This window comes from Paraburkholderia denitrificans, from assembly GCF_042655705.1.
Classification (GTDB): domain Bacteria; phylum Pseudomonadota; class Gammaproteobacteria; order Burkholderiales; family Burkholderiaceae; genus Paraburkholderia; species Paraburkholderia denitrificans.
In genome coordinates this window covers 107714-127815 of the sequence record NZ_JBHSMP010000007.1, presented here as the reverse complement: position 1 = coordinate 127815, position 20102 = coordinate 107714, and the positions used below count along the sequence as shown (strand labels likewise).

The 20102-nt window shown below is 65.5% G+C and carries 20 protein-coding genes; 16 read left to right on the top strand and 4 right to left on the bottom strand.

Annotated elements, in window-relative coordinates; all coding sequences use genetic code 11:
- Positions 1–123: 123 nt before the first annotated feature.
- On the bottom strand, positions 124–543 hold the full coding sequence (msrB, locus tag ACFPTO_RS03790) for a peptide-methionine (R)-S-oxide reductase MsrB (RefSeq protein ID WP_377709564.1): 420 nt from the start codon (positions 541–543) through the stop codon (positions 124–126).
- Between the two features lie 113 nt (positions 544–656).
- Positions 657–2279 carry a protein adenylyltransferase SelO gene (locus ACFPTO_RS03785; RefSeq protein ID WP_377709562.1) on the bottom strand — a complete coding sequence of 541 codons (1623 nt, stop codon included), beginning with the start codon at positions 2277–2279 and terminating at the stop codon, positions 657–659.
- Positions 2280–2439: 160 nt separating this feature from the next.
- Here ACFPTO_RS03785 and ACFPTO_RS03780 point away from each other — a divergent pair, with 160 nt between their 5' ends.
- The 9 genes from ACFPTO_RS03780 to ACFPTO_RS03740 all read left to right on the top strand — a co-directional run bounded on the left by ACFPTO_RS03780 (position 2440) and on the right by ACFPTO_RS03740 (position 12470).
- Positions 2440–4119 carry a 3-(methylthio)propionyl-CoA ligase gene (locus tag ACFPTO_RS03780; RefSeq protein WP_377709560.1) on the top strand — a complete coding sequence of 560 codons (1680 nt, stop codon included), beginning with the start codon at positions 2440–2442 and terminating at the stop codon, positions 4117–4119.
- Positions 4120–4405: 286 nt separating this feature from the next.
- Positions 4406–6487 (top strand): 3-hydroxyacyl-CoA dehydrogenase NAD-binding domain-containing protein, encoded by a 2082-nt coding sequence (locus ACFPTO_RS03775; protein ID WP_377709558.1) that lies wholly within the window; start codon positions 4406–4408, stop codon positions 6485–6487.
- Positions 6488–6525: 38 nt separating this feature from the next.
- Positions 6526–7161, top strand: coding sequence for a bifunctional nicotinamidase/pyrazinamidase (gene pncA, locus ACFPTO_RS03770; RefSeq protein ID WP_377709557.1), 636 nt, complete (start codon positions 6526–6528; stop codon positions 7159–7161).
- 151 nt (positions 7162–7312) lie between these two features.
- Positions 7313–8491, top strand: coding sequence for an acetyl-CoA C-acyltransferase (locus ACFPTO_RS03765; RefSeq protein WP_377709555.1), 1179 nt, complete (start codon positions 7313–7315; stop codon positions 8489–8491).
- A gap of 169 nt (positions 8492–8660) precedes the next feature.
- Positions 8661–8963: a Dabb family protein gene (locus ACFPTO_RS03760; RefSeq protein WP_363928546.1), complete on the top strand. Its 303-nt coding sequence runs from the start codon at positions 8661–8663 to the stop codon at positions 8961–8963.
- 8 nt (positions 8964–8971) lie between these two features.
- Positions 8972–9448, top strand: coding sequence for a PaaI family thioesterase (locus ACFPTO_RS03755; RefSeq protein ID WP_377709554.1), 477 nt, complete (start codon positions 8972–8974; stop codon positions 9446–9448).
- Between the two features lie 63 nt (positions 9449–9511).
- Positions 9512–10510, top strand: a complete 999-nt coding sequence (locus ACFPTO_RS03750; protein WP_377709553.1) for an NADP-dependent oxidoreductase — start codon at positions 9512–9514, stop codon at positions 10508–10510.
- 107 nt (positions 10511–10617) lie between these two features.
- Entirely contained in the window at positions 10618–11496 is an 879-nt protein-coding gene (locus ACFPTO_RS03745) for an SDR family oxidoreductase (RefSeq protein ID WP_377709552.1), read from the top strand.
- 11 nt (positions 11497–11507) lie between these two features.
- Entirely contained in the window at positions 11508–12470 is a 963-nt protein-coding gene (locus tag ACFPTO_RS03740; protein ID WP_377709551.1) for an alpha/beta hydrolase, read from the top strand.
- A gap of 54 nt (positions 12471–12524) precedes the next feature.
- Here ACFPTO_RS03740 and ACFPTO_RS03735 read toward each other — a convergent pair whose 3' ends face one another.
- A complete protein-coding gene (locus ACFPTO_RS03735; RefSeq protein ID WP_377709550.1) occupies positions 12525–13385 on the bottom strand; it encodes an NRDE family protein in 861 nt (286 codons plus the stop codon).
- Between the two features lie 141 nt (positions 13386–13526).
- On the bottom strand, positions 13527–14558 hold the full coding sequence (gene ygfZ / locus ACFPTO_RS03730) for a CAF17-like 4Fe-4S cluster assembly/insertion protein YgfZ (protein WP_377709549.1): 1032 nt from the start codon (positions 14556–14558) through the stop codon (positions 13527–13529).
- Positions 14559–14636: 78 nt separating this feature from the next.
- On the opposite strand from ygfZ, the gene mltG reads away from it, so the two are divergent.
- The 7 genes from mltG (at position 14637) to ACFPTO_RS03695 (ending at position 20070) form a co-directional block, all read left to right on the top strand.
- Positions 14637–15647: an endolytic transglycosylase MltG gene (gene mltG / locus ACFPTO_RS03725; RefSeq protein WP_377709548.1), complete on the top strand. Its 1011-nt coding sequence runs from the start codon at positions 14637–14639 to the stop codon at positions 15645–15647.
- Positions 15648–16268: a dTMP kinase gene (tmk, locus tag ACFPTO_RS03720; RefSeq protein WP_377709547.1), complete on the top strand. Its 621-nt coding sequence runs from the start codon at positions 15648–15650 to the stop codon at positions 16266–16268. It begins immediately after the preceding gene.
- Between the two features lie 86 nt (positions 16269–16354).
- Entirely contained in the window at positions 16355–17410 is a 1056-nt protein-coding gene (locus tag ACFPTO_RS03715; protein ID WP_377709545.1) for a DNA polymerase III subunit delta', read from the top strand.
- Positions 17411–17481: 71 nt separating this feature from the next.
- Positions 17482–17997: a GNAT family N-acetyltransferase gene (locus ACFPTO_RS03710; RefSeq protein WP_377709544.1), complete on the top strand. Its 516-nt coding sequence runs from the start codon at positions 17482–17484 to the stop codon at positions 17995–17997.
- A gap of 18 nt (positions 17998–18015) precedes the next feature.
- A complete protein-coding gene (locus ACFPTO_RS03705) occupies positions 18016–18804 on the top strand; it encodes a TatD family hydrolase (RefSeq protein ID WP_377709543.1) in 789 nt (262 codons plus the stop codon).
- A gap of 63 nt (positions 18805–18867) precedes the next feature.
- Positions 18868–19629, top strand: coding sequence for an ankyrin repeat domain-containing protein (locus tag ACFPTO_RS03700; RefSeq protein ID WP_377709542.1), 762 nt, complete (start codon positions 18868–18870; stop codon positions 19627–19629).
- A gap of 84 nt (positions 19630–19713) precedes the next feature.
- A complete protein-coding gene (locus tag ACFPTO_RS03695; protein ID WP_377709540.1) occupies positions 19714–20070 on the top strand; it encodes a Rap1a/Tai family immunity protein in 357 nt (118 codons plus the stop codon).
- Positions 20071–20102 lie beyond the last annotated feature (32 nt).

The following is a 20102-nucleotide window of genomic DNA, read 5'->3' as shown; positions in this document are numbered from 1 at the left end:
GGAAGTCCGTAAAAACAGGGCACAACGCCATGCGCGGCGTCGCGTTTTGCTTGAGCGTCGTGACGGCCGCTGCGGCGCGCATGCCGCATCCGGCGCACTCGCCGCTCACGCCACACTCGGCGCTCACTTGGGCTCGAATTGTAGCGCAGCCGAATTGATGCAATACCGAAGGCCAGTCGGCGCGGGGCCATCTTCGAATACGTGCCCGAGATGCGCGCCGCAATGCTTGCAGCGCACTTCGATGCGCAGCATGCCGTGCGAGCGGTCGGTGCGCTCCTCGATCACCTCGCCGTTGATCGGGCGGAAATAGCTCGGCCAGCCGCATCCGGCGTCGAATTTCGTATCGGATTCGAAGAGGGGCGTGCCGCAGCATACACAGTCGTAGACGCCGCGGTCCCAGTGATCCCAGTAACGGCCCGTGAATGGCCGCTCCGTCGCCGCATGGCGCGCGACCTCGTATTCCATGTCCGAAAGCTGCTCGCGCCAGGCGGCATCGTCCTTGTGGCCGGGATAGGCGCCGGAGTTGTGATCGTCGTGGCTCATGTCTGGGTTCCTGTCTGTCGATTTGGGCAGCGCCAGTGCGAAAAAAACGCGAGGGTGCGGCTAAAACGCACGGCTAATGCGGACGGTTAATGTGCACAGATCTAGCGCACGACTCACGAGGAGCAACTGAGTTCGAGCGATTGAGCCCACTCGGGTGGCTCTGCCGCATAAGCGGCGTGCTCCGGCTGTTCGTCGAACGGACGCGAGAGCACGCGCAAGAGCCGCTCCACTTCGCTGAAGTCCTTCTGCGCGGCGCGTTCGATCGCGGTCTGCGCGAGGTGATTGCGCAGCACGAACTTCGGGTTCACGCCGTTCATCGCCGTGGCACGCGCGGCATCGTCGCGCGGCTCGAGCGCGAGGCGCGCGCGATAGTCGTTCGCCCATGCGTCGAAGGCAGCGCGGTCGAGAAAGAGATCGCGCACCGGCGCATCGTTCTCCGCGCCGTGCTTTGATACGCGCGCGAGATGGCGAAACGTCAGCGTGAAGTCGGCCCGGTTCGCATGCATGATCTCGAAGAGACGGTTGGCCAGCGCGTCGTCGCTGTCGTGTTCCGTTTCAAGGCCGAGCTTCGCGCGCATGCGCGCTTCGAGCGCGGGCCCGAAATAGCCCTTGAAGCGTTCGAGCACGCCTTGAGCGTCGGCCACCGCGCGCTCGCCGCGCGCCTTGTCGTTAGCTGCGACGTCAGTTGCGTCGCCGCCTTCATTGCGCTTCTGGCCGAAGAGCGGCAGCAGCGCCTGCGCGAGGCAGAAGAGATTCCAGTAGCCGATCTGCGGCTGCATGCTGTAGGCGTAACGGCCCTGCGAATCCGAGTGATTGCAGATGTGGTTCGCGTTGAAGCCGTCCATGAAACCGAACGGACCGTAGTCGATCGTGAGGCCGAGAATCGACATGTTGTCCGTGTTCATCACGCCATGGCAGAACCCTACCGCCTGCCATTCGACCATCAGCGCCGCCGTGCTGCGCACGGCTTCGTCGAGCAGCGCGAGATACGGATCGTCGGCTTCGCGCAGATGCGGGTAAAAGCGTGCGATCACATGATCCGCGAGCGTTTGCAGCGCGGCGAAATTATCGTTCGCGTAGAAGTGCTCGAAGTGGCCAAAGCGCACGAAACTCGGCGAGACGCGCGTGACGACCGCCGACGTTTCGATCGTCTCGCGCCGCACCGGCTGATCGGAGCCGACTACCGCGAGCGCGCGCGTGGTCGGAATGCCGAGGTGATGCATCGCCTCCGAGCACAGGAACTCGCGGATCGACGAGCGCAGCACGGCGCGGCCATCGCCCATGCGGGAGTACGGCGTGCGGCCCGTGCCCTTGAGCTGTAGCTCGTAGCGCTGGCCGGCGTGCTCGATCTCGCCCAGGCCGAGCGCGCGCCCGTCGCCGAGCTGACCGGCCCACACGCCGAACTGGTGCCCCGAATAGACCGACGCATACGACATCGACTGCGGCGTGCGTTCGCGTGTGCCATTGCCTGCGAAGTACGCCGCGAATGCGGGATCGTCGGCGATAGCGGCGTCGAGACCGAGCCGCGACGCCATGTCCGCCGAAAAGCCGACGAGATACGGCGCGGGCAGCGGATCTGCCGGCAGTCGGGTGAAAAAGGTGGTGCCGAGTGCGCCGAATGCGTCGTCGCGCGCTGTGGTGAGCGCGCATTCGACCTGGGCGAGCGGACCGTCGCGGACATCGCGCATCGCGGCGCAGCCCGCCAGGGGAGTAATGGGGCCTGGTGAAAACGACATATTGAGCGCCTGATGAATAGCCGATATTGTAAATCCGCGCCAGCGGGCGTGCTGGCCGCCCGCCTGAACCCACCGGAGCCCGCCTGGCGGGCCGCGACGGCTCGAACATCCGATCGGATACAAGCAGATATCAGACATTCAAGGCGAGGAGACTGTAACGATGACTGCGCCGCTGTTGGGACAGATGATGGATGTGCCGCTGACCGTATCGTCGCTGATCGCGCACGCGGCGCGGCATCACGGCGGCACGCAGATCGTATCGCGCCGTATCGAGGGCGATGTGCATCGCTACACGTATCGCGACTGCGAGAAGCGCTCGAAGCAGCTCGCGCAGGCGCTGATCGCGCTCGGCGTCGCGCCCGGCGAGCGCATCGGCACGCTCGCATGGAACGGTTACCGGCATCTCGAGGCGTACTTCGGCGTGCCGGGCTTCGGCGCCGTGTGCCACACGATCAACCCGCGGCTCTTTCCCGAGCAGATCGCGTACATCATCAACCACGCGCAGGATCAGTACGTTCTATTCGATATCACGTTCGCGCCGCTCGTCGACAAGCTCGCTCCGCAATGTCCGGACGTGCGCGGCTGGATCGCGCTCACCGACGAAGCGCATCTTCCCGACATGCGCACGCCGGTACTGAGCTACGAGACGCTGATCGAAGCTGAGGACGGCGAATACGAATGGCCGCTGCTCGACGAGCGCAGCGCCTCGAACCTCTGCTACACGTCCGGCACGACCGGCAATCCGAAAGGTGCGCTGTACGCGCACCGGTCGTCGGTGCTGCACGCCTATGGCGCATCGCTGCCCGACGCCATGGGGCTGTCCTCGCGCGATGCGATACTGCCCGTCGTGCCGATGTTCCATGTGAACGCCTGGGGCGTTCCCTACGCCGCGCCGCTCAACGGCGCGAAGCTCGTGCTGCCGGGCAAGGATCTCGACGGCAAGTCGCTCTATGAACTCATGGAGGCCGAGGGCGTGACGTGCTCGGCGGGCGTGCCCACCGTGTGGCTTGGCCTGCTCGCGTATATGCGCGAGGCGGACGTGCGTTTCACCACGTTCAAGCGCACCGTGATCGGCGGGTCGGCGTGCCCGCCCGCGATGTTGCGCGCGTTCGAGGACGAGTACGGCGTGCAGGTGATCCACGCGTGGGGCATGACCGAGATGTCGCCGCTCGGAACGCTCGCGACGCTCAACTGGGAGCAGTCGCAGCGGCCGCTCGAAGCGCAACGCGCGCTGCTTGAAAAGCAGGGGCGCGTGGTCTTCGGCGTCGACATGAAAATTGTCGGATCGGAGGGTGAGGAACTGCCGTGGGACGGCGTCGCGTTCGGCGACCTGCACGTGCGCGGACCATGGGTGATCGACCGGTATTTTCGTCAGGAAAACGGCTCGCCGCTCGTCGACGGGTGGTTTCCGACCGGTGACGTCGCCACCATCGACCCCGACGGTTTCATGCAGATCACCGACCGCAGCAAGGACGTCATCAAATCGGGCGGGGAATGGATCAGTTCGATCGACCTCGAGAACATCGCCGTGGCGCACCCCGCTGTGGCGGAAGCGGCGTGCATCGCCTGCGCGCATCCACGCTGGACCGAGCGGCCGTTGATCGTGGCGGTGCTGAAGCCCGGTGCGACGCTCACGCGCGAAGCGCTGCTCGCCTTCTATGAGGGCAAGGTGGCGAAGTGGTGGCTGCCCGACGACGTCGTGTTCGTCAAAGAGTTGCCGCACACGGCGACCGGCAAGCTGCAAAAGCTCAAACTGCGCGAGCGGTTCCGCGATCACGTGTTGCCCACGGCGCTCGCCATCGAAAATTGTCCGCTCGGCGAACCTGGCACGGATCGCTGACAGCAGCTGATAGCGGCTGATAGCGCGCGGTTTCATCCATCATCAAGGGTCCAAAGGCGCAACGGCCGGGTTGCGCCTTTTTCTTTGCGCGACGCCGTGTGTGGACCGTGCGCGGACCGTACGTGCAGCGTGTTTGGCGCGGCGGTCCTCGGTAAAACCCTGATATACGCGCAGCAATAAAAAATTGAACGAACGTTCTTTTTTGGGTATTCTGCCTTCTGACCGGGAATGTCGGACAATCAAACCGACGTCGCACAACGCGGCCCGCACGCATGGAGGCAGCCCAATGGCAGTGGATTACACGACTCGCGACGGCGTCGCCGTCATCACGCTCAACAACCCGCCCGTCAATGGCCTCGGGCTGTCGACCCGGACCGGCATCGTCGAAGGCATCGCGCGCGCGGCGCAGGATCCGGCCGTCACGGCCATCGTGATCACGGGCGCCGGCAAGGCGTTCTCGGGCGGCGCGGACATCACGGAATTCAACACGCCTGCAGCGTTGCAGGAGCCCACGCTCCACACCGTCATCGCGGAAGTCGAGAAGAGCGCCAAGCCCGTCGTGGTGGCGATTCATAGCGTCGCCATGGGCGGCGGTCTCGAACTCGCGCTTGGCGCGCATTACCGCATCGCCGCGTCCGGCGCGCAGATAGCGCTGCCCGAAGTGAAGCTCGGCCTGCTGCCGGGTGCGGGCGGCACGCAGCGTCTGCCGCGTGCAATCGGCCTCGAGGCCGCGCTCAACATGATCGTGAGCGGCGCGCCGGTCCTCTCAGACAAGCTCGCGAATTCAGGCCTCTTCGATGCGATGGCGCAAGGCGATCTGCTCGAAGAAGCGATTGCGTTCGCACGCAAGGTCGGCGACAAGGCCGGGCCGCATCCGCTCGTGCGCAACCGCAAGATCGCGCATCCGAATGCCGAAGGCTTCCTGCAGTTCTCGCGCAATACCGTCGCGGCGATGTCGAAGAACTATCCGGCGCCGGTGAAGTGCGTCGATGCGGTTGCGGCGGGCGTGAAGCAGGGCTTCGAGCGCGGCCTCGCATTCGAGCGCGCGTGCTTCGTCGAACTCGTGCAGACGCCGGAAAGCCACGCACTGCGTCATGCGTTCTTCGGCGAGCGCGCGGCGAGCAAGATTCCCGACGTGCCGTCGAGCACGCCTGTGCGCGAGATCGCCCAGGTCGCCGTGATCGGCGCGGGCACGATGGGCGGCGGCATCACCATGAACTTCCTGAACGCAGGCATCGCCGTCACGCTGCTCGAAATGAAGCAGGACGCGCTCGACCGCGGCCTCGCGACGATCCGCAAGAATTACGAAGTGCAGGTCAAGAAGGGCAAGCTGACGATCGAGAAGCTCGAAGCGCGCATGGCACTGATCCGCCCGACGCTCTCCTATGACGACCTCAAGTCGGCCGATCTCATCATCGAAGCTGTGTTCGAAGAACTGGGCGTGAAGGAGCAGGTCTTCAAGCGTCTCGACGAAGTCGCGAAGCCCGGTGCGATCCTCGCATCGAACACGTCGACGCTCGATCTCAACAAGATCGCCGCGTTCACGAAGCGCCCGCAGGACGTGGTCGGCATGCACTTCTTCAGCCCGGCCAACGTCATGAAGCTGCTCGAAGTCGTGCGCGGCAGGGACACGGCCAGGGACGTGCTCGCCACGGTCATGCAGATCGCGAAGAAGATCCGCAAGACCGCCGTGGTGTCGGGCGTGTGCGACGGCTTCATCGGCAATCGCATGATCGAGCAATACATCCGCCAGGCGCTGTATATGCTCGAAGAGGGCGCGCTGCCCGCGCAGATCGACCGCGCCATCGAGAAATTCGGTTTCGCGATGGGGCCGTTCCGCATGAGCGATCTCGCCGGTAACGACATCGGCTGGGCGATCCGCAAGCGCCGCTATCAGGAAAAGCCGGACCTCAAATACTCGAAGATCGCCGACCACCTCTGCGAACTCGGCCGCTTCGGCCAGAAGACCGGCGCGGGCTGGTACGACTACAAGGCGGGCGAGCGCAACGCGCTGCCTTCCGCGCTCGTCGACGAGATGGTGATCGGCTATTCGAAGGAAGCCGGCATCGTGCGCCGCAAGATCACCGACGAGGAGATCGTCGAGCGTCTTGTGTTCGCGCTCGTGAACGAAGGCGCAAAGATTCTCGAAGAGGGCATCGCCTCGAAGGCGTCGGACATCGACATGGTCTACCTCACCGGCTACGGCTTCCCGCTGTGGCGCGGCGGCCCGATGCTCTACGCGGACAAGGTCGGGCTCTACAACGTGGCCCGCGCCATTCGCGGCTACGCGCAGCAGACCAATGGCGACGCGTGGCAGATCGCGCCGCTGGTGAGCGCGCTGGCCGGGAAGGGCGGCACGTTCAACTGAGCCGCACACGCAATCGGAAGGACAAACGGACGGACATCATGAGAAGCGCAGACGACGTGCTGCTGCTGGTCGACCTGCAGTACGACTTCATGCCGGGCGGGGCGCTGGCCGTCGCGCACGGCGATGAAGTCGTGCCGGTGGTGAACCTGCTCGCGAAGGGCTTCGGCCATGTGGTACTCACGCAGGACTGGCACCCCGCGCAGCACGTGTCGTTTGCAGCCAATCACGCGGGTCGTCAGCCGTTCGAGACGATCGCGCTGCCGTACGGCGAGCAGGTGCTGTGGCCGACGCATTGCGTGCAGGGCACCGAGGGCGCCACGCTGCATCGCGGGCTCGATGTGCCGCATGCGCGCGCGATCATCCGCAAGGGTCATCACACGGACGTCGACAGCTATTCGGCGTTTCTCGAAGCCGACCGCACGACGCCCACGGGCCTCGCAGGCTATCTGCGGGATACCGGCGTGAAGCGCGTGTATTGCTGCGGCCTTGCGACCGACTACTGCGTCGCGTGGTCCGCGCTCGATGCGCGCGCGGCGGGGTTCGAGGTCGTGCTGATCGAGGACGCTTCGCGCGCGATCGATCTGCAAGGTTCGCTTGCCGCCGCGTGGACGCAACTGGCCGCCGCGGGCGTGACGCGCGCGCAGTCGGCCGATGTCGAGCGCGGCGCGGTGTGATCTGCACACTGAGCAGCACACTGCACGACACGTTGAGCAGCACCCGCGAACCATCCGTTTTATTCGGGAAATTTTTGCAGGATCAACGCATTTGCTTGGGATCGCAGCCAGCGCTGAAGCACCGGCAGCGATCGACACTCAGGAGACACGCATGACCGATGCCGTAATCGTTTCGACCGCCCGCACGGGCCTCGCCAAATCGTGGAAAGGCGCCTTCAACATGACCCATGGCGCCACGCTCGGCGGCCATGTGACGAAAGCCGCCGTCGAGCGCGCCAACATCGACCCGGCGCGCGTCGAGGACGTAATGATGGGCTGCGCCAACCCCGAAGGTGCGACGGGCGGCAACATCGCGCGCCAGATCGCCCTGCGCGCCGGACTGCCCGTCACGGTGCCGGGCATGACCGTGAACCGGTTCTGTTCCTCCGGACTGCAGACCATTGCGCTCGCCGCGCAACGCGTGATCGCCGGTGAGGGCGACGTGTTCGTCGCGGGAGGCGTGGAGTCGATCTCGTGCGTGCAAAACGAGATGAACCGCCACATGATGATGGAAGGCTGGCTCTCGCAGAACAAGCCCGAGATTTACTGGAGCATGCTGCAAACCGCCGAGAACGTTGCGAAGCGCTACGAAATCGCGAAGGACCGCCAGGACGAATACGGCGTGCAGTCGCAGCAACGCGCGGCGGCGGCGCAGGCGGCCGGTCTTTTCAATGCGGAAATCGTACCGATCACGGTGCTCGCGGGCATCGCCGACAAAGCGAGCGGCCAGCTCGTCACGCGCGAAGTCACGATCGCCGCCGACGAAGGCATTCGCGCCGACACGACGCTCGAAGGCGTGTCGAAGATCCGCACAGCGATGCCGGGCGGCGTTGTCACGGCGGGCAATGCGAGCCAGTTTTCGGATGGCGCGAGCGCCTGCGTCGTGATGAACGCAAAGGTCGCGGAACGCGAAGGGCTCGCACCGCTCGGCATTTTCCGCGGCTTTGCGGTGGCGGGTTGCGAGCCGGATGAGATGGGCATCGGCCCGGTGTTCGCCGTGCCGAAGCTGCTGAAGCAGGCCGGCCTGAAGGTCGAGGATATCGGCCTGTGGGAGCTGAACGAAGCATTCGCGGTGCAGGTGCTGTACTGCCGCGACAAGCTCGGCATTCCCAACGACCGTCTGAACGTGAACGGCGGCGCCATTGCCGTCGGCCACCCGTACGGCGTGTCGGGTGCGCGCCTGACCGGCCACGCGCTCATCGAAGGCAAGCGCCGCGGCGCGAAGTTCGTCGTGGTGACGATGTGCATCGGCGGCGGACAGGGTGCAGCGGGTCTGTTCGAGGTCGTCTGACCCTTGCGCGGTGGTGCGATGGTGCGGTAAATGTGCCATCGCCCCGCCTGATGTACGTGACGCGTCGAGAGAAGCGCCGCTCGCGCCGGATGCAGGACAGGTATCATGACGCCTGTCGGTGCGCACCCGGTGCGGCACCCGTTCAATGCAGACTGAAAAGGTGAAAACGGTGATTCGTCATATCGTGATGTGGAAGCTCAAAGAGTCGGCCGAGGGCGCAACGCGCGAAGAAAACCTCGTGAAATTCAAGGCTTTGCTCGAAGGCTGCCGCAATCTCGTGCCGGGCACGCTGCATCTCGAAGTGGGTCTTGCTCAGCCGGGCCTCGCTTCGACGTTCGACATCGCGCTCGTCTCCGATTTCACCGACAAAGCCGCACTCGATGCCTACCAGGATCACCCCGATCACGTCGTCGTGAAGAAGTTCGCCGGGGCGGTGTCGGAAGGCCGCCAGTGCGTCGATTACGTACTGTGAGTTCGTCCATGACCGATCAGGCGCAGACGCCGCCAGCCATCCTCGAAAGCCCGTTTGTCGATCACCTGGGCGCCCAGCTCGTCAGTGCGACCGACGGCGCGAGCGAAGTGGTGCTGCCGCTGGCAGAGTGGCATCTCAACACCTGGGATATCGCACACGGCGGCGTGACGATGACGCTGGCCGACATCGCACTCGCGATGGCTGCGCGCAGCGTCGCGGGGGACGGTGTCGGCGTCGTCACCGTCGAGATGAAAGTGAATTTCATGCAGCCCGGGCGCGGCGAGTTGCGCGCGTACGGCCGCGTACTGCACCGTTCGACGACGATGGCCTATTGCGAAGGCGAGATCCGCGACAGCGCGGGCCACTTCGTCGCGAAGGCGCTCGGCACCTTCAAATACATGCGCAGGCTTGCCGTGGGGCGTGAGGTGACACGCCAGCGGCTGCGCAGCGATCCCACTGCGAAACCGGGACCGAGCGATGGCTGACGCCGCGCACGTTGTCCTCCATCGCATCCACCCTACGCGGCTCCGCGCCGCAAAGCGAACGCCATGACCCAGACCAATCGTCAGATTCTGCTCGCGTCACGCCCGCAAGGCGCGGCGGGCGTCGATAACTTCCGTCTCGTCGAAACGCCGCTCGCACCGCTTGCACAAGGCCAGGTGCGCGTGCGCAATCATTACCTGTCGCTCGATCCGTACATGCGTGGCCGCATGAACGATGCGAAATCGTATGCGACGCCGCAGCCGCTCAATGAAGTGATGATCGGCGGCACCGTCGGCGAGGTTGTCGAATCGCTCAATCCGAAGTTCAAGGCGGGCGACAAGGTCATCGGCATGTTCGGCTGGCAGGAATTCGGCACGTCGGACGGCTCGGGCCTGAATATCGTCGACACGACCCACGTTCCGCTTTCCGCGTATCTCGGTCCCGTCGGCATGCCGGGCGTCACCGCCTGGTACGGGCTGAACCGCATCATCGCGCCGAAGGCCGGTGAAACGGTCGTCGTGAGCGCGGCGAGCGGCGCGGTCGGCAGCGTGGTCGGCCAGCTCGCGAAGCGCGCGGGGTGCCGCGCGGTCGGCATCGCGGGCGGCGAGCAGAAGTGCCGCTATGTGGTCGAAACGCTGGGCTTCGATGCGTGCGTCGACTACAAGGCCGGCAATCTCTATGAAGCGCTCAAGGCGGCGACGCCCAACGGCGTCGACGGCTACTTCGAGAATGTCGGCGGCGAGGTGCTCGACACGACGCTCGCGCGCATGAACGCATTCGGCCGCATCGCGCTGTGCGGCTTTATCTCGGGCTACGACGGCCAGCCGCAACCCCTGAAGTATCCCGCGCTGCTGCTCACGCAGCGGCTCCTCGTGCAGGGTTTCATCGTCAGCGAGCACATGGAGCTGTGGCCGCAGGCGCTCAAGGAACTCGGCACGCTCGTCGCGCAGAAGCAGCTTGTGTATCGCGAGACGGTGGCGGACGGACTCGAAAACGCGCCCGCCGCGTTCCTCGGCATGCTCAAGGGCCAGAATTTCGGCAAGCAGCTCGTCAAGCTGATCTAACGCGCTGATTTGTAGCCTGATTCATCGCCTGACCTGACCTGACCTGACCGGGCTGGCGCGAGGCGCGCCGGCCCGTTTCATTGACGCTCCCTACCGCAGGATACGCAATGCCTGATCCGTTCCAGTTCGACGGCCGCGTGGCCGTCATCACCGGCGCGGCGAGCGGCTTCGGCCGCGCGTTCGCCGAACAGGCCGCCACGCTCGGCATGAAGCTCGTGCTCGCCGATGTCGACAAGACAGCGCTCGATGAAACCGTCGCTGCAATGCGTGCGGCGGGCGCCGAAGCGATCGGCGTGCCAACCGACGTGCGCGACCCGGCAGCAGTCGATGCACTCGCAAGGGCCGCGCTCGACGCTTTTGGCAAGGTGCATCTGCTCTTCAACAACGCGGGCGTCGGCACCGGCGGCTTCGTGTGGGAGAGCAGTGCGAAGGACTGGGATTGGGTGTTCGGCGTCAACGTGATGGGCGTCGCCAACGGCGTGCGCGCCTTCACGCCGATCATGCTCGCGCAGGGCGAACCGGCGCATATCGTCAATACGGCGTCGGTAGCGGGACTCCTGTCGCCGCCCGCGATGGGCGTCTATAACGCGTCGAAGCACGCCGTCGTCTCGCTCACCGAGACGCTTTATCACGACCTGAAGAGCGTTGGCGCGATGGTCGGCTGCTCGCTCTTGTGTCCCGCGTTCGTGCCCACCGGCATCGCCAACGCCGAGCGCTCCCGCCCCGGCGATCTGCGCAACGACGCGCCGCTCACGCGCTCCCAGCAGGCTGCCGATCTGCAACTGCAGCGCGCGGTGCGCTCGGGCCGCCTGACGCCCGCGGACGTCGCGGCGCAGACGTTCGAGGCCGTGCGCGAAGGGCGCTTCTATATCCTCACGCATCCGGGGATACTCCCATCGGTGAAGATGCGCCATGAGGATATCGAAACATTGCGCAACCCCATCGATCCGCTTTCGCTAAAACCGGAAGTGAAGCACGCTTCCTGATTTGAATAGCCATGACGTTGAACGCGAAAATTGCGTTGGTACTTGAAATGGTGGCCCGCGCACGACGGGCGCCGTATCACACGCTCGCGCCGCACGAGGCACGTGCGTCGTATGAGAAGAGTGCCTCGGTGCTGGAGATTCCTTCCGCGCCGATGCATTCGGTAGAAGACCTCGATGTGCCGGTGCGCGACGGCGCAACGATCCGGGCACGTCTGTATTACCCGGTCGAGCCGCACTGGGCCGAACCGCTGCCCGCGCTCGTGTATCTGCACGGCGGCGGTTTTACGGTGGGCAGTGTCGATACGCACGACGCGCTGTGCCGCATGTTCGCGCGCGACGCGCACTGCGCGGTCTTGTCGGTCGATTACCGGCTTGCGCCGGAGCATCTGTTTCCGACTGCTGTCCACGACAGCTTCGACGCCTATAGCTGGCTGCACGCGCACGCGGCTGAATACGCTATCGATCCGGCGCGCCTCGCGGTGGGCGGCGACAGCGCAGGCGGCACGCTCGCCGCGGTCTGCACGGTGCTCGCGCGCGACGCGGGCAGGGCGCCCGTGCTGCAACTGCTGATCTATCCGGGCACGAGCGGGTATCAGGACACGGATTCGCACGCGCGTCTGGCCGATGGCCATCTGCTCACGGCCGAAACGATCCAGTGGTTCTTCAATCACTATGTGCGCGATGCAAACGATCGCGACGACTGGCGTTTCGCGCCGCTCGACGGCACGCGTGAGGCGCCCAGTTTCGCAAGACTCGCGCCCGCGTGGATTGCGGTTGCGCAATACGATCCGCTCGTCGATGAAGGCGAAGCCTATGCGCAGAAACTGCGCGATGCGGGCAACGCAGTAACGCTCGCGCACTACCCGGGCATGATCCACGAGTTCTTCAAGATGGGCGGTTTCGTGGAGGATGCGCGGCGCGCACACGCAGAGGCGGCACAGGCGCTGCGCGAGGCGTTCGGGACTGGCGACTGAGCGCGCCTGGCGGCGAGGGCGGTGATGAGAACGGCGATAAGGCCGTTAGGACCGTCAGAGCAGAACGATCGCGAACGCTTCGTGGCGCTCGAAGTGCCCAGGCCGCTCGATGCGGTGCGAGCCGTTGTCGTCGCTGCGTTCGAGTGCTTCGACCTTGATGTGCTCGCCCTCTACGCTCACGCGTAGTGCGGTCGTGCCGCGCGTGCCGTAATCGGGCGTGTCGATGAAGGCCGCCGAGAGCGCGCGTTCGCGTGCGAGCGGGATGCCGGTGGCGGGCAGTTCGTCGTCGCGGGCGACTTGCGGGTCGCGCATCATCTCGATGAGCCGTTCGAGCGGTGCGGGCTTTGCGGCGCCAGTTTCCGTCGTGTCCGTTACATCCATCGCGCCATTGATGATCTGCGCGAGTTCGGTGCGCTTCCTGACAAGCTTGGGCCACGGCGTATCGAGCACGGCGTTCGAAATGCCGTGCGTGCCCTCCGGCAGCAGCGCGGGCGCGAGATCGCCGCGATTGCAGTACCAGGCCAGTTCGCGCCGCGTCCAGTCGCCCACCACCAGATTGAAGCCGTTATACAGGCTGCCGTTGCGCGCAACCTCGGTGAGATAGCCGAGCGGTGTGTCCGGCTGTCCCTCGGCATCCGTGAGCCAGGACGAAACGAGCGTGCCGCGTGTGGGCGCGTCGGGGCGCATCTCATGCGGCGCGCGGTAATTCGTGAGCGCGGCGAAGCGGCCGCCGCGCGTCATGCCGAGCCACGTTCCGCCGCCCACCAGATCACGTCCCGCGAGCACGCCGGGTGCCGCTTGCCACCAGTGCAGCGGATCGGCGGTGCGGCGCAGGAATTCGTCGCGATTCGCGGCGAGCGTGAAGAGCGCGCCGTCGCGCGCGTGAGGACGCCAGTCGAAGACGATCAGGCACACGGCGTCACATCCCGCGCGTGTGCCGGCTTATTTGACACAAGCGCTGGTAAAGGCGCTGGCACATACGCTGGCACATACGCTGGCGCAACCGCTGACGCACCCGTCACGCCACGCGCAAGCTGACGGAGCGGCGCCAACGCGTCAGGCCTCGTCGGGCAGGGCGTACGGCAGCGGCAGGAAGCGCAGCGCAGGACCGTCCGCGGCGCCCAGATGCACGCTGCCCGATTCGAGCGCGGCGAGCTTGATCTCGACGAGCACGTCGACGCCGCCATCGGGCGCCGCAGCCGCGTTGACGATCATCCCGCACGGCTGGCCCGGATCGTCGGAGTGAAAGAGTTCGACGCCCGCACGCGCAATATCGAGGCCCGCCACCACGCTGGCGAGCGACGTGCGGCGCTTGATCGTGCCGCGATACTGGCTGCGTGCGACGACCTCCTGGCCCGGATAGCAGCCCTTCTTGAAGTTCACGCCGCCGATCACGTCGTAGTTGACCATCTGCGGAACGAACTGCTCGGAGATCGGCTGCGTGATGCGCGGCTCGCCCGCGTGGATATCGAGCCAGTCCCAAACCTCGGGGGCGACACGCTTCAACTGGCCGTCGAGCGCGGCGAGCCGTGCCTCGACTGCTTCTTTCGGGCCGATCCACAGATAGCGAAGGCGACCGGCTGCATCGGGCACGCGGATCAGCGTGCCGGCCGGATCGTCCACCTTGACGTGGACGCCATCGGGTAGCGCGTTGAACTGTGTGGCGAGCGCGTCGCGTACGTCGCCCGCGAGGCCGACCACGAGCAGTGTGTCGCTGCCGTCCGTGAGCTTCGCTTTCGCGCGCAGCACGAACATCGAAAGACGTTTCTGCACGCTTGCCTGCAGATCCTTCGACAGCAGCAGGCGAATCGTGTCGCCGGTCTTCCAGGTGAGGAACGACGCGAGCAGGCGGCCCTTCGGCGAGCAGTAGCCCGCGAGGCGCGCGCCGGTCACGTCGAGATGCTGGACGTCGTTGGTGAGCTGGTTGTGCAGGAAGCTTGCGGCATCGTCGCCGTGAGCGTCGATCACGCCGAACTGCGGCAGTGTCGCGTACGTGCCGCGCTTGAGCACGGCGTCAAAATCGTCGGCAGCGGGGCGTTCGGTGGCGGTGGGCGGAAGCGTTGCAGCGGAGTCGAGCGGGGAGTTCATGGATTCGGTGAACAGTCAATCCTGACGTTGGCGAGGGCAAGCAGTTATTATATGAGGTCCACTTGAGCCGTGTTTCGCATGTCCCTCCTGAAGAAATGCCTTATCGCCGGTGCTGCGCTCGCGGCGCTCGGCGCCGGCGCGGTGGCAGGGGTCTGGTATTGGGCCACGACGCCTGTCCAGCTCGCCTCCGCGCAACTCGACGTCACCATCAAGCCGCGCAGCACCGTGCGCAGCGTCACGGCGCAGTTGCAAAGCGGCGGCGTGCCCATCCAGACCGAGCTGTTCGTGCTGATGACGCGCACGCTCGGCCTGCAGAGCAAGCTGAAATCCGGCAACTACGAATTCAAGCTCGGCGTGACGCCGTATGAAGTGTTGCAGAAAATGGCGCTCGGCGACGTCAATGAATACGTCGCGACGATCATTGAAGGCTGGACCTTCAAGCGCATGCGCGCCGAACTCGATGCGAACCCCGCGCTGCGCCACGACACCGCAGGCATGACCGACGCGCAGATACTGGCCGCGATCGGCGCACCAGTTGCACCGACGGGCAACGCCGAAGGCCTGTTTTTTCCCGACACCTATCTGTTCGACAAAGACACGAGCGACCTTGACGTGTACCGCCGCGCCTACCGGCTCATGAACACGCGCCTCACCGATGCGTGGGCCGCACGCGCGCCGGGGCTGCCGTTCAGGTCGCCGTATGAGGCGCTCACGCTCGCATCGCTCATCGAGAAAGAGACGGGCCGGGCGGACGACCGGCCGCTCGTCGCCGCCGTGTTCGCGAACCGGTTGCGCGCGGGCATGCCGCTGCAGACCGATCCGGCCGTGATCTACGGCCTTGGCGAGAGCTACGGCGGCCGCCTGCACAAACGCGATCTGCAGACCGACAGTCTTTACAATACGTACCTGCGCCCCGGCCTGCCGCCGACGCCGATCTCCCTGCCGGGCGCCGCATCGTTGCAGGCGGCGATGAATCCGGCATCGACCACCGCGCTGTATTTCGTGGCGCGTGGCGATGGCAGCAGCGTTTTTTCTGACAATCTTGTCGACCACAACAAGGCCGTCGACAAATACATTCGAGGGCAGTAAATGGCGCGGGGCCGATTCATCACGTTCGAGGGCATCGACGGCGCGGGCAAGACCACGCATCTGGCCTGGTTTCGCGACAAACTCGCCGAAAGGCTCGCCCCCAGCGGGCGCACGGTCGTCATGACGCGCGAACCGGGCGGTACGCCCCTTGGCGAAACGCTGCGCGAAATCCTGCTGCACCAGCCGATGGACCTCGAAACCGAGGCGCTGCTGATGTTTGCCGCGCGCCGCGAGCATCTCGCGCAGGTCATCGAGCCGGCGCTCGTGCGGGGCGACTGGGTGCTCTCCGACCGATTCACCGACGCCACCTTCGCCTATCAGGGCGGCGGTCGCGGGTTGCCGCGCGACAAGCTGGAGGCGCTGGAGCGCTGGGTGCAGGGCGGTTTTCAGCCCGACCGGACGGTGCTGTTCGACGTGCCGACCGACACGGCGAGCGAGCGGCGCGGCGCGGCGCGCACGCCGGACCGCTTCGAGAGCGAAACCGAAGCGTTCTTCACCCGCACGCGCGACGAATACCTGCGCCGGGCCGAGGAGGCACCGTGCCGGTTCTCGATCGTCGATTCGACACAAAGCATCGAAGCGATTCGCAAACAACTCGAAGAAATCATTGCAGAACTTTGATTTAAAAACGTTATTTGCAGAATTCATGTCTTGGTGTCGAGTTCGCCTCAAATCCAGATTTTCTCCGCTAACCGATTGATTTAAAAATGATCTATCCGTGGCAGACCGGCGACTGGGAGCGCCTTCAGCAATTGCGCAGCCACTGGCCGCACGCGCTGCTGCTGCATGGCCAGGCCGGGATCGGCAAGCTCCGCTTTGCACAGCACCTGGCTCAGGGTCTGCTCTGCGAAGCGCCGAAGCCCAATGGCGAGCCGTGCGGCACCTGCCCCGCGTGCAAGTGGCTCATGCAGGGCAACCATCCCGACTATCGGATCGTCGTACCCGAGGCGCTGGCCGGTGAAACCGGCATGCCGGGCGCCGAGGACGGCGAGAAGGCGGCCGAGAAAGGAGATAAGGGCGACAAGAGCGACGATGACGGCAAGAAAAGCCGCACGCCCAGCAAAGAGATCCGCATCGAGCAGGTGCGGGCGCTGCTCGACTTCGCGGGCGTCGGCTCGCATCGCGGCGGCATGCGCGTGGTCGTGCTGTACCCGGCCGAAGCGCTCAACGTGGCTGCCGCGAATGCACTCCTGAAGACGCTGGAGGAGCCGCCCGCCGGTGTCGTGTTCCTGCTGGTGTCGGCGCGCGTCGACCGGCTCTTGCCGACCATCATCAGCCGCTGCCGCCAGTGGCCGATGACGACGCCAGCGCCCGAGGCCGCGCAAGCGTGGCTCGCGGCGCAAGGCGTTGCCGGCGCGGCGGGCTTGCTCGCCGAGGCGGGCGGTGCGCCGCTCGCGGCGCTCGCGCTCGCGCACGACGAGAACCGCACCTTGCGCGACTGGACGATCGCTCAGCTTTCGGCGGGCGCCGCGTGCGATGCCTTTGCGTGCGGCGAAACGCTCCAGAAGCTGCCGGTGCCGCTCGTGCTCGGATGGCTGCAGCGCTGGGTCTACGATCTGCTTGCCGAGCGCACGGCGGGCCGGCCGCGTTATTTCCCGCAAGCAAACGCCGCGCTCGCGCACTGCGCCGCGAAGCTCGACGCCAGCGCGCTCGCACGCTATCTGAAGACCGTCACGCGCCAGCGCGCCGTGGAGAACCATCCGCTGAACGCCCGCCTCGTGTTCGAGGAGCTGTTTCTCGGCTATCGTGAATTGTTCGCCTGAGCCCAGGCCGGGATGGACCGGCCTGCGCGCCACCGGCAGCACGGCGAGCCGTTATCCGAATCTTGATCACCATGAGCCTTGTCTACCGGGATGCCACCCTCGACGATCTGCACGACATCGTCGCGATCTATAACTCGACCGTGCCGTCACGGCTCGTCACCGCCGATCTGGAACCGGTCAGCGTGGAAAGCCGTCTGCCGTGGTTCCACGCGCACGGCCCCGCGAAGCGGCCGCTGTGGGTGGTCGAAGAAGGCGGCCGCGTCATCGCTTGGCTGAGTTTTTCCGACTTTTACGGGCGCCCGGCATATCGCCACACCTCCGAGGTCAGCATCTATCTGGACGAAGCCGCGCGCGGCAAGGGGCTCGGCCGCCAGCTGCTCGCCGCCGCCATCGAAGCCGCACCGGGACTCGACATCCATACGGTGCTGGGTTTCGTGTTCGGCCACAATAAGCCGAGCATGCGGCTTTTCAGCAGCTTCGGCTTTGCAGTGTGGGGCTCGCTGCCGCGCGTCGCCGTGCTCGACGGCGTCGAGCGCGATCTCATCATCCTCGGCAAGCGGCTCGATGCCGCTTCACCCGCCGTCTGAACCTGCGCAGGACTGTCCATGTTTGTCGATTCGCATTGCCACATCAACTTCGAAGGTCTCGGCGAGCGCCTGCCGCAGGTGCTCGAGAACATGCGCACCCACGCCGTCACGCACGCGCTGTGCGTGTCCGTCGATCTCGAGACGCTGCCGTCGGTGCTCGATATCGCCGAGCGGTTCGAGAACGTCTACGCCTCGGTCGGCGTCCACCCCGACCATGAGGATGCGAAGGAACCCACCGTCGCGGAACTGGCCGAGCTGGCCGCCCATCCGAAGGTGGTGGCGATCGGCGAAACGGGGCTCGATTACTACCGCCTTGGCGAGCGCACTGTCGCCGACATGGAGTGGCAGCGCGAGCGCTTCCGCACCCATATCCGGGCGGCGCACGCGACGAACAAGCCGCTGATCGTCCACACGCGCGCATCCGCCGACGACACGCTGCGGCTCATGGAAGAGGAGCGCGCGGGCGTGCCGGGCGGCGTGATGCACTGTTTCACCGAGCCCTGGCCGGTCGCCGAGCGCGCGCTCGCGCAGAACTTCCATATTTCGTTGTCGGGTATCGTGACTTTCAAGAGCGCAACCGATGTGCAAGAGGTCGCGCGCCGGGTGCCGATCGAGCGTCTTCTGATCGAAACCGACTCGCCGTACCTTGCGCCGGTACCTTTTCGCGGCAAACCCAATGAACCTGCGTACGTAAGTTATGTCGGAAGATTCATTGCGCAGCAGCGTGGGTTGCCCGACGCCGAACTCGGTGCGGTCACCACGCAGAACTTCTTCCGGCTCTTCAAGATTCCCCAGGCCGCCGGATAAGGCACATCACGCTGTCAATACCGTTTATTATCATAACGATAGCGAATAATTTTAAGGTTTGACATGAACTCAAAACCGCTACTTTCCATCGTCTCTTCCGCACGTGCTACAGGCACTGCACGCGCCATCGCGGCGCGGCGCGTGGCTGCGGCGCTCGTCTTCGGCGTGAGCGCGGCAGTGCTGGCGAGCGCGCCCGTTCAGGCCGCATCGATCACCTCGCTCGTGAAATCCGTCAAATTCGATGACGACAAGGGCGTCGCCAGCGATCTCGGCACGGGCCTCGATCCGAACGCCCTCGACGAGCAGGGCAACCCGCTTCTCGTGCTGGCCGCGCGCGAAAAATCCGACAAGGTCGCCGCGCTGCTGCTCGACAATCCGAAGACGAAGATCGACGCGGAAGACCGCGCAGGCGAAAACGCGCTGATGCTCGCGGCGCTCAACGGCGATCTCGACCTCGTGAAGCTGCTGATCACGAAGGGCGCGCAAGTCAACAAGACGGGCTGGACCCCGCTGCACTATGCCGCGGCGAACGGCAACGACGACATCGCGAAACTGCTGCTCGGCTATTCGGCCCAGGTCGACGCGCTGTCGCCGAACGGCACGACGCCGCTCATGATGGCCGCACGCGGCGATCACATGTCGACGGCCAAGCTGCTACTCGACAGCGGCGCGAACATCAACGCGAAGAACCAGATCGGCCTGAACGCGCTCGATTTCGCGAAACAGTACAAGGCGCCGGACGCGATCAAGGGATTGAGCGCGCGCATGGCGCAGTCGGGCGGCCAGTCCGACAATGCGGCGGCCCCGCAAAACGGTGCAAAATAACCGGGCTGCCGGCCGCCCGGAGCGGCCGGCAGCATGCGGCGACTCAACGGGCCGCGGCACTATACGTCACTAATAAGGAGAATCATGCTGCGGGCTCTGATTTGCGCCAGCGCGCTCGTCCTGCCGCTTTCGGCGTTTGCCTTCACGGCGGGCGATCTCAACCGGCTCTGCATGAAAACCGATGTCGCGTCGCGTAGCGCGTGCGCGGCCTACATCGAAGGCGCCGCGGACGGCGTGTTCAACACGATCGACGCAATCGGCGGCACGACCGGCCCGCGCGTCGGCCAGTATTTCTGCCTGCCGCCGGACGCACGCACGGCGCAGTTGACCGACGCGGTGCGCAGGTACATCGCCGACAACCCGAACATCATCGGCTACAACGCAAGCACGGCTGTTTCGCTCGGTCTCGGCAAAACCTTTCCCTGCAAGCCGGGCAGCTGAGCCCTTCATGGCAGGCTCGACGAGCTTGTCTG

What these genes read in the sequence shown, in the direction of transcription:
- msrB (WP_377709564.1), bottom strand. Translation starts at nt 543, where the DNA reads ATGAGCCACGACGATCACAACTCCGGCGCCTATCCCGGCCACAAGGAC.
- ACFPTO_RS03785 (WP_377709562.1), bottom strand. Translation starts at nt 2,279, where the DNA reads ATGTCGTTTTCACCAGGCCCCATTACTCCCCTGGCGGGCTGCGCCGCG.
- ACFPTO_RS03780 (WP_377709560.1), top strand. Translation starts at nt 2,440, where the DNA reads ATGACTGCGCCGCTGTTGGGACAGATGATGGATGTGCCGCTGACCGTA.
- ACFPTO_RS03775 (WP_377709558.1), top strand. Translation starts at nt 4,406, where the DNA reads ATGGCAGTGGATTACACGACTCGCGACGGCGTCGCCGTCATCACGCTC.
- pncA (WP_377709557.1), top strand. Translation starts at nt 6,526, where the DNA reads ATGAGAAGCGCAGACGACGTGCTGCTGCTGGTCGACCTGCAGTACGAC.
- ACFPTO_RS03765 (WP_377709555.1), top strand. Translation starts at nt 7,313, where the DNA reads ATGACCGATGCCGTAATCGTTTCGACCGCCCGCACGGGCCTCGCCAAA.
- ACFPTO_RS03755 (WP_377709554.1), top strand. Translation starts at nt 8,972, where the DNA reads ATGACCGATCAGGCGCAGACGCCGCCAGCCATCCTCGAAAGCCCGTTT.
- ACFPTO_RS03750 (WP_377709553.1), top strand. Translation starts at nt 9,512, where the DNA reads ATGACCCAGACCAATCGTCAGATTCTGCTCGCGTCACGCCCGCAAGGC.
- ACFPTO_RS03745 (WP_377709552.1), top strand. Translation starts at nt 10,618, where the DNA reads ATGCCTGATCCGTTCCAGTTCGACGGCCGCGTGGCCGTCATCACCGGC.
- ACFPTO_RS03740 (WP_377709551.1), top strand. Translation starts at nt 11,508, where the DNA reads ATGACGTTGAACGCGAAAATTGCGTTGGTACTTGAAATGGTGGCCCGC.
- ygfZ (WP_377709549.1), bottom strand. Translation starts at nt 14,558, where the DNA reads ATGAACTCCCCGCTCGACTCCGCTGCAACGCTTCCGCCCACCGCCACC.
- mltG (WP_377709548.1), top strand. Translation starts at nt 14,637, where the DNA reads ATGTCCCTCCTGAAGAAATGCCTTATCGCCGGTGCTGCGCTCGCGGCG.
- tmk (WP_377709547.1), top strand. Translation starts at nt 15,648, where the DNA reads ATGGCGCGGGGCCGATTCATCACGTTCGAGGGCATCGACGGCGCGGGC.
- ACFPTO_RS03715 (WP_377709545.1), top strand. Translation starts at nt 16,355, where the DNA reads ATGATCTATCCGTGGCAGACCGGCGACTGGGAGCGCCTTCAGCAATTG.
- ACFPTO_RS03710 (WP_377709544.1), top strand. Translation starts at nt 17,482, where the DNA reads ATGAGCCTTGTCTACCGGGATGCCACCCTCGACGATCTGCACGACATC.
- ACFPTO_RS03705 (WP_377709543.1), top strand. Translation starts at nt 18,016, where the DNA reads ATGTTTGTCGATTCGCATTGCCACATCAACTTCGAAGGTCTCGGCGAG.
- ACFPTO_RS03700 (WP_377709542.1), top strand. Translation starts at nt 18,868, where the DNA reads ATGAACTCAAAACCGCTACTTTCCATCGTCTCTTCCGCACGTGCTACA.
- ACFPTO_RS03695 (WP_377709540.1), top strand. Translation starts at nt 19,714, where the DNA reads ATGCTGCGGGCTCTGATTTGCGCCAGCGCGCTCGTCCTGCCGCTTTCG.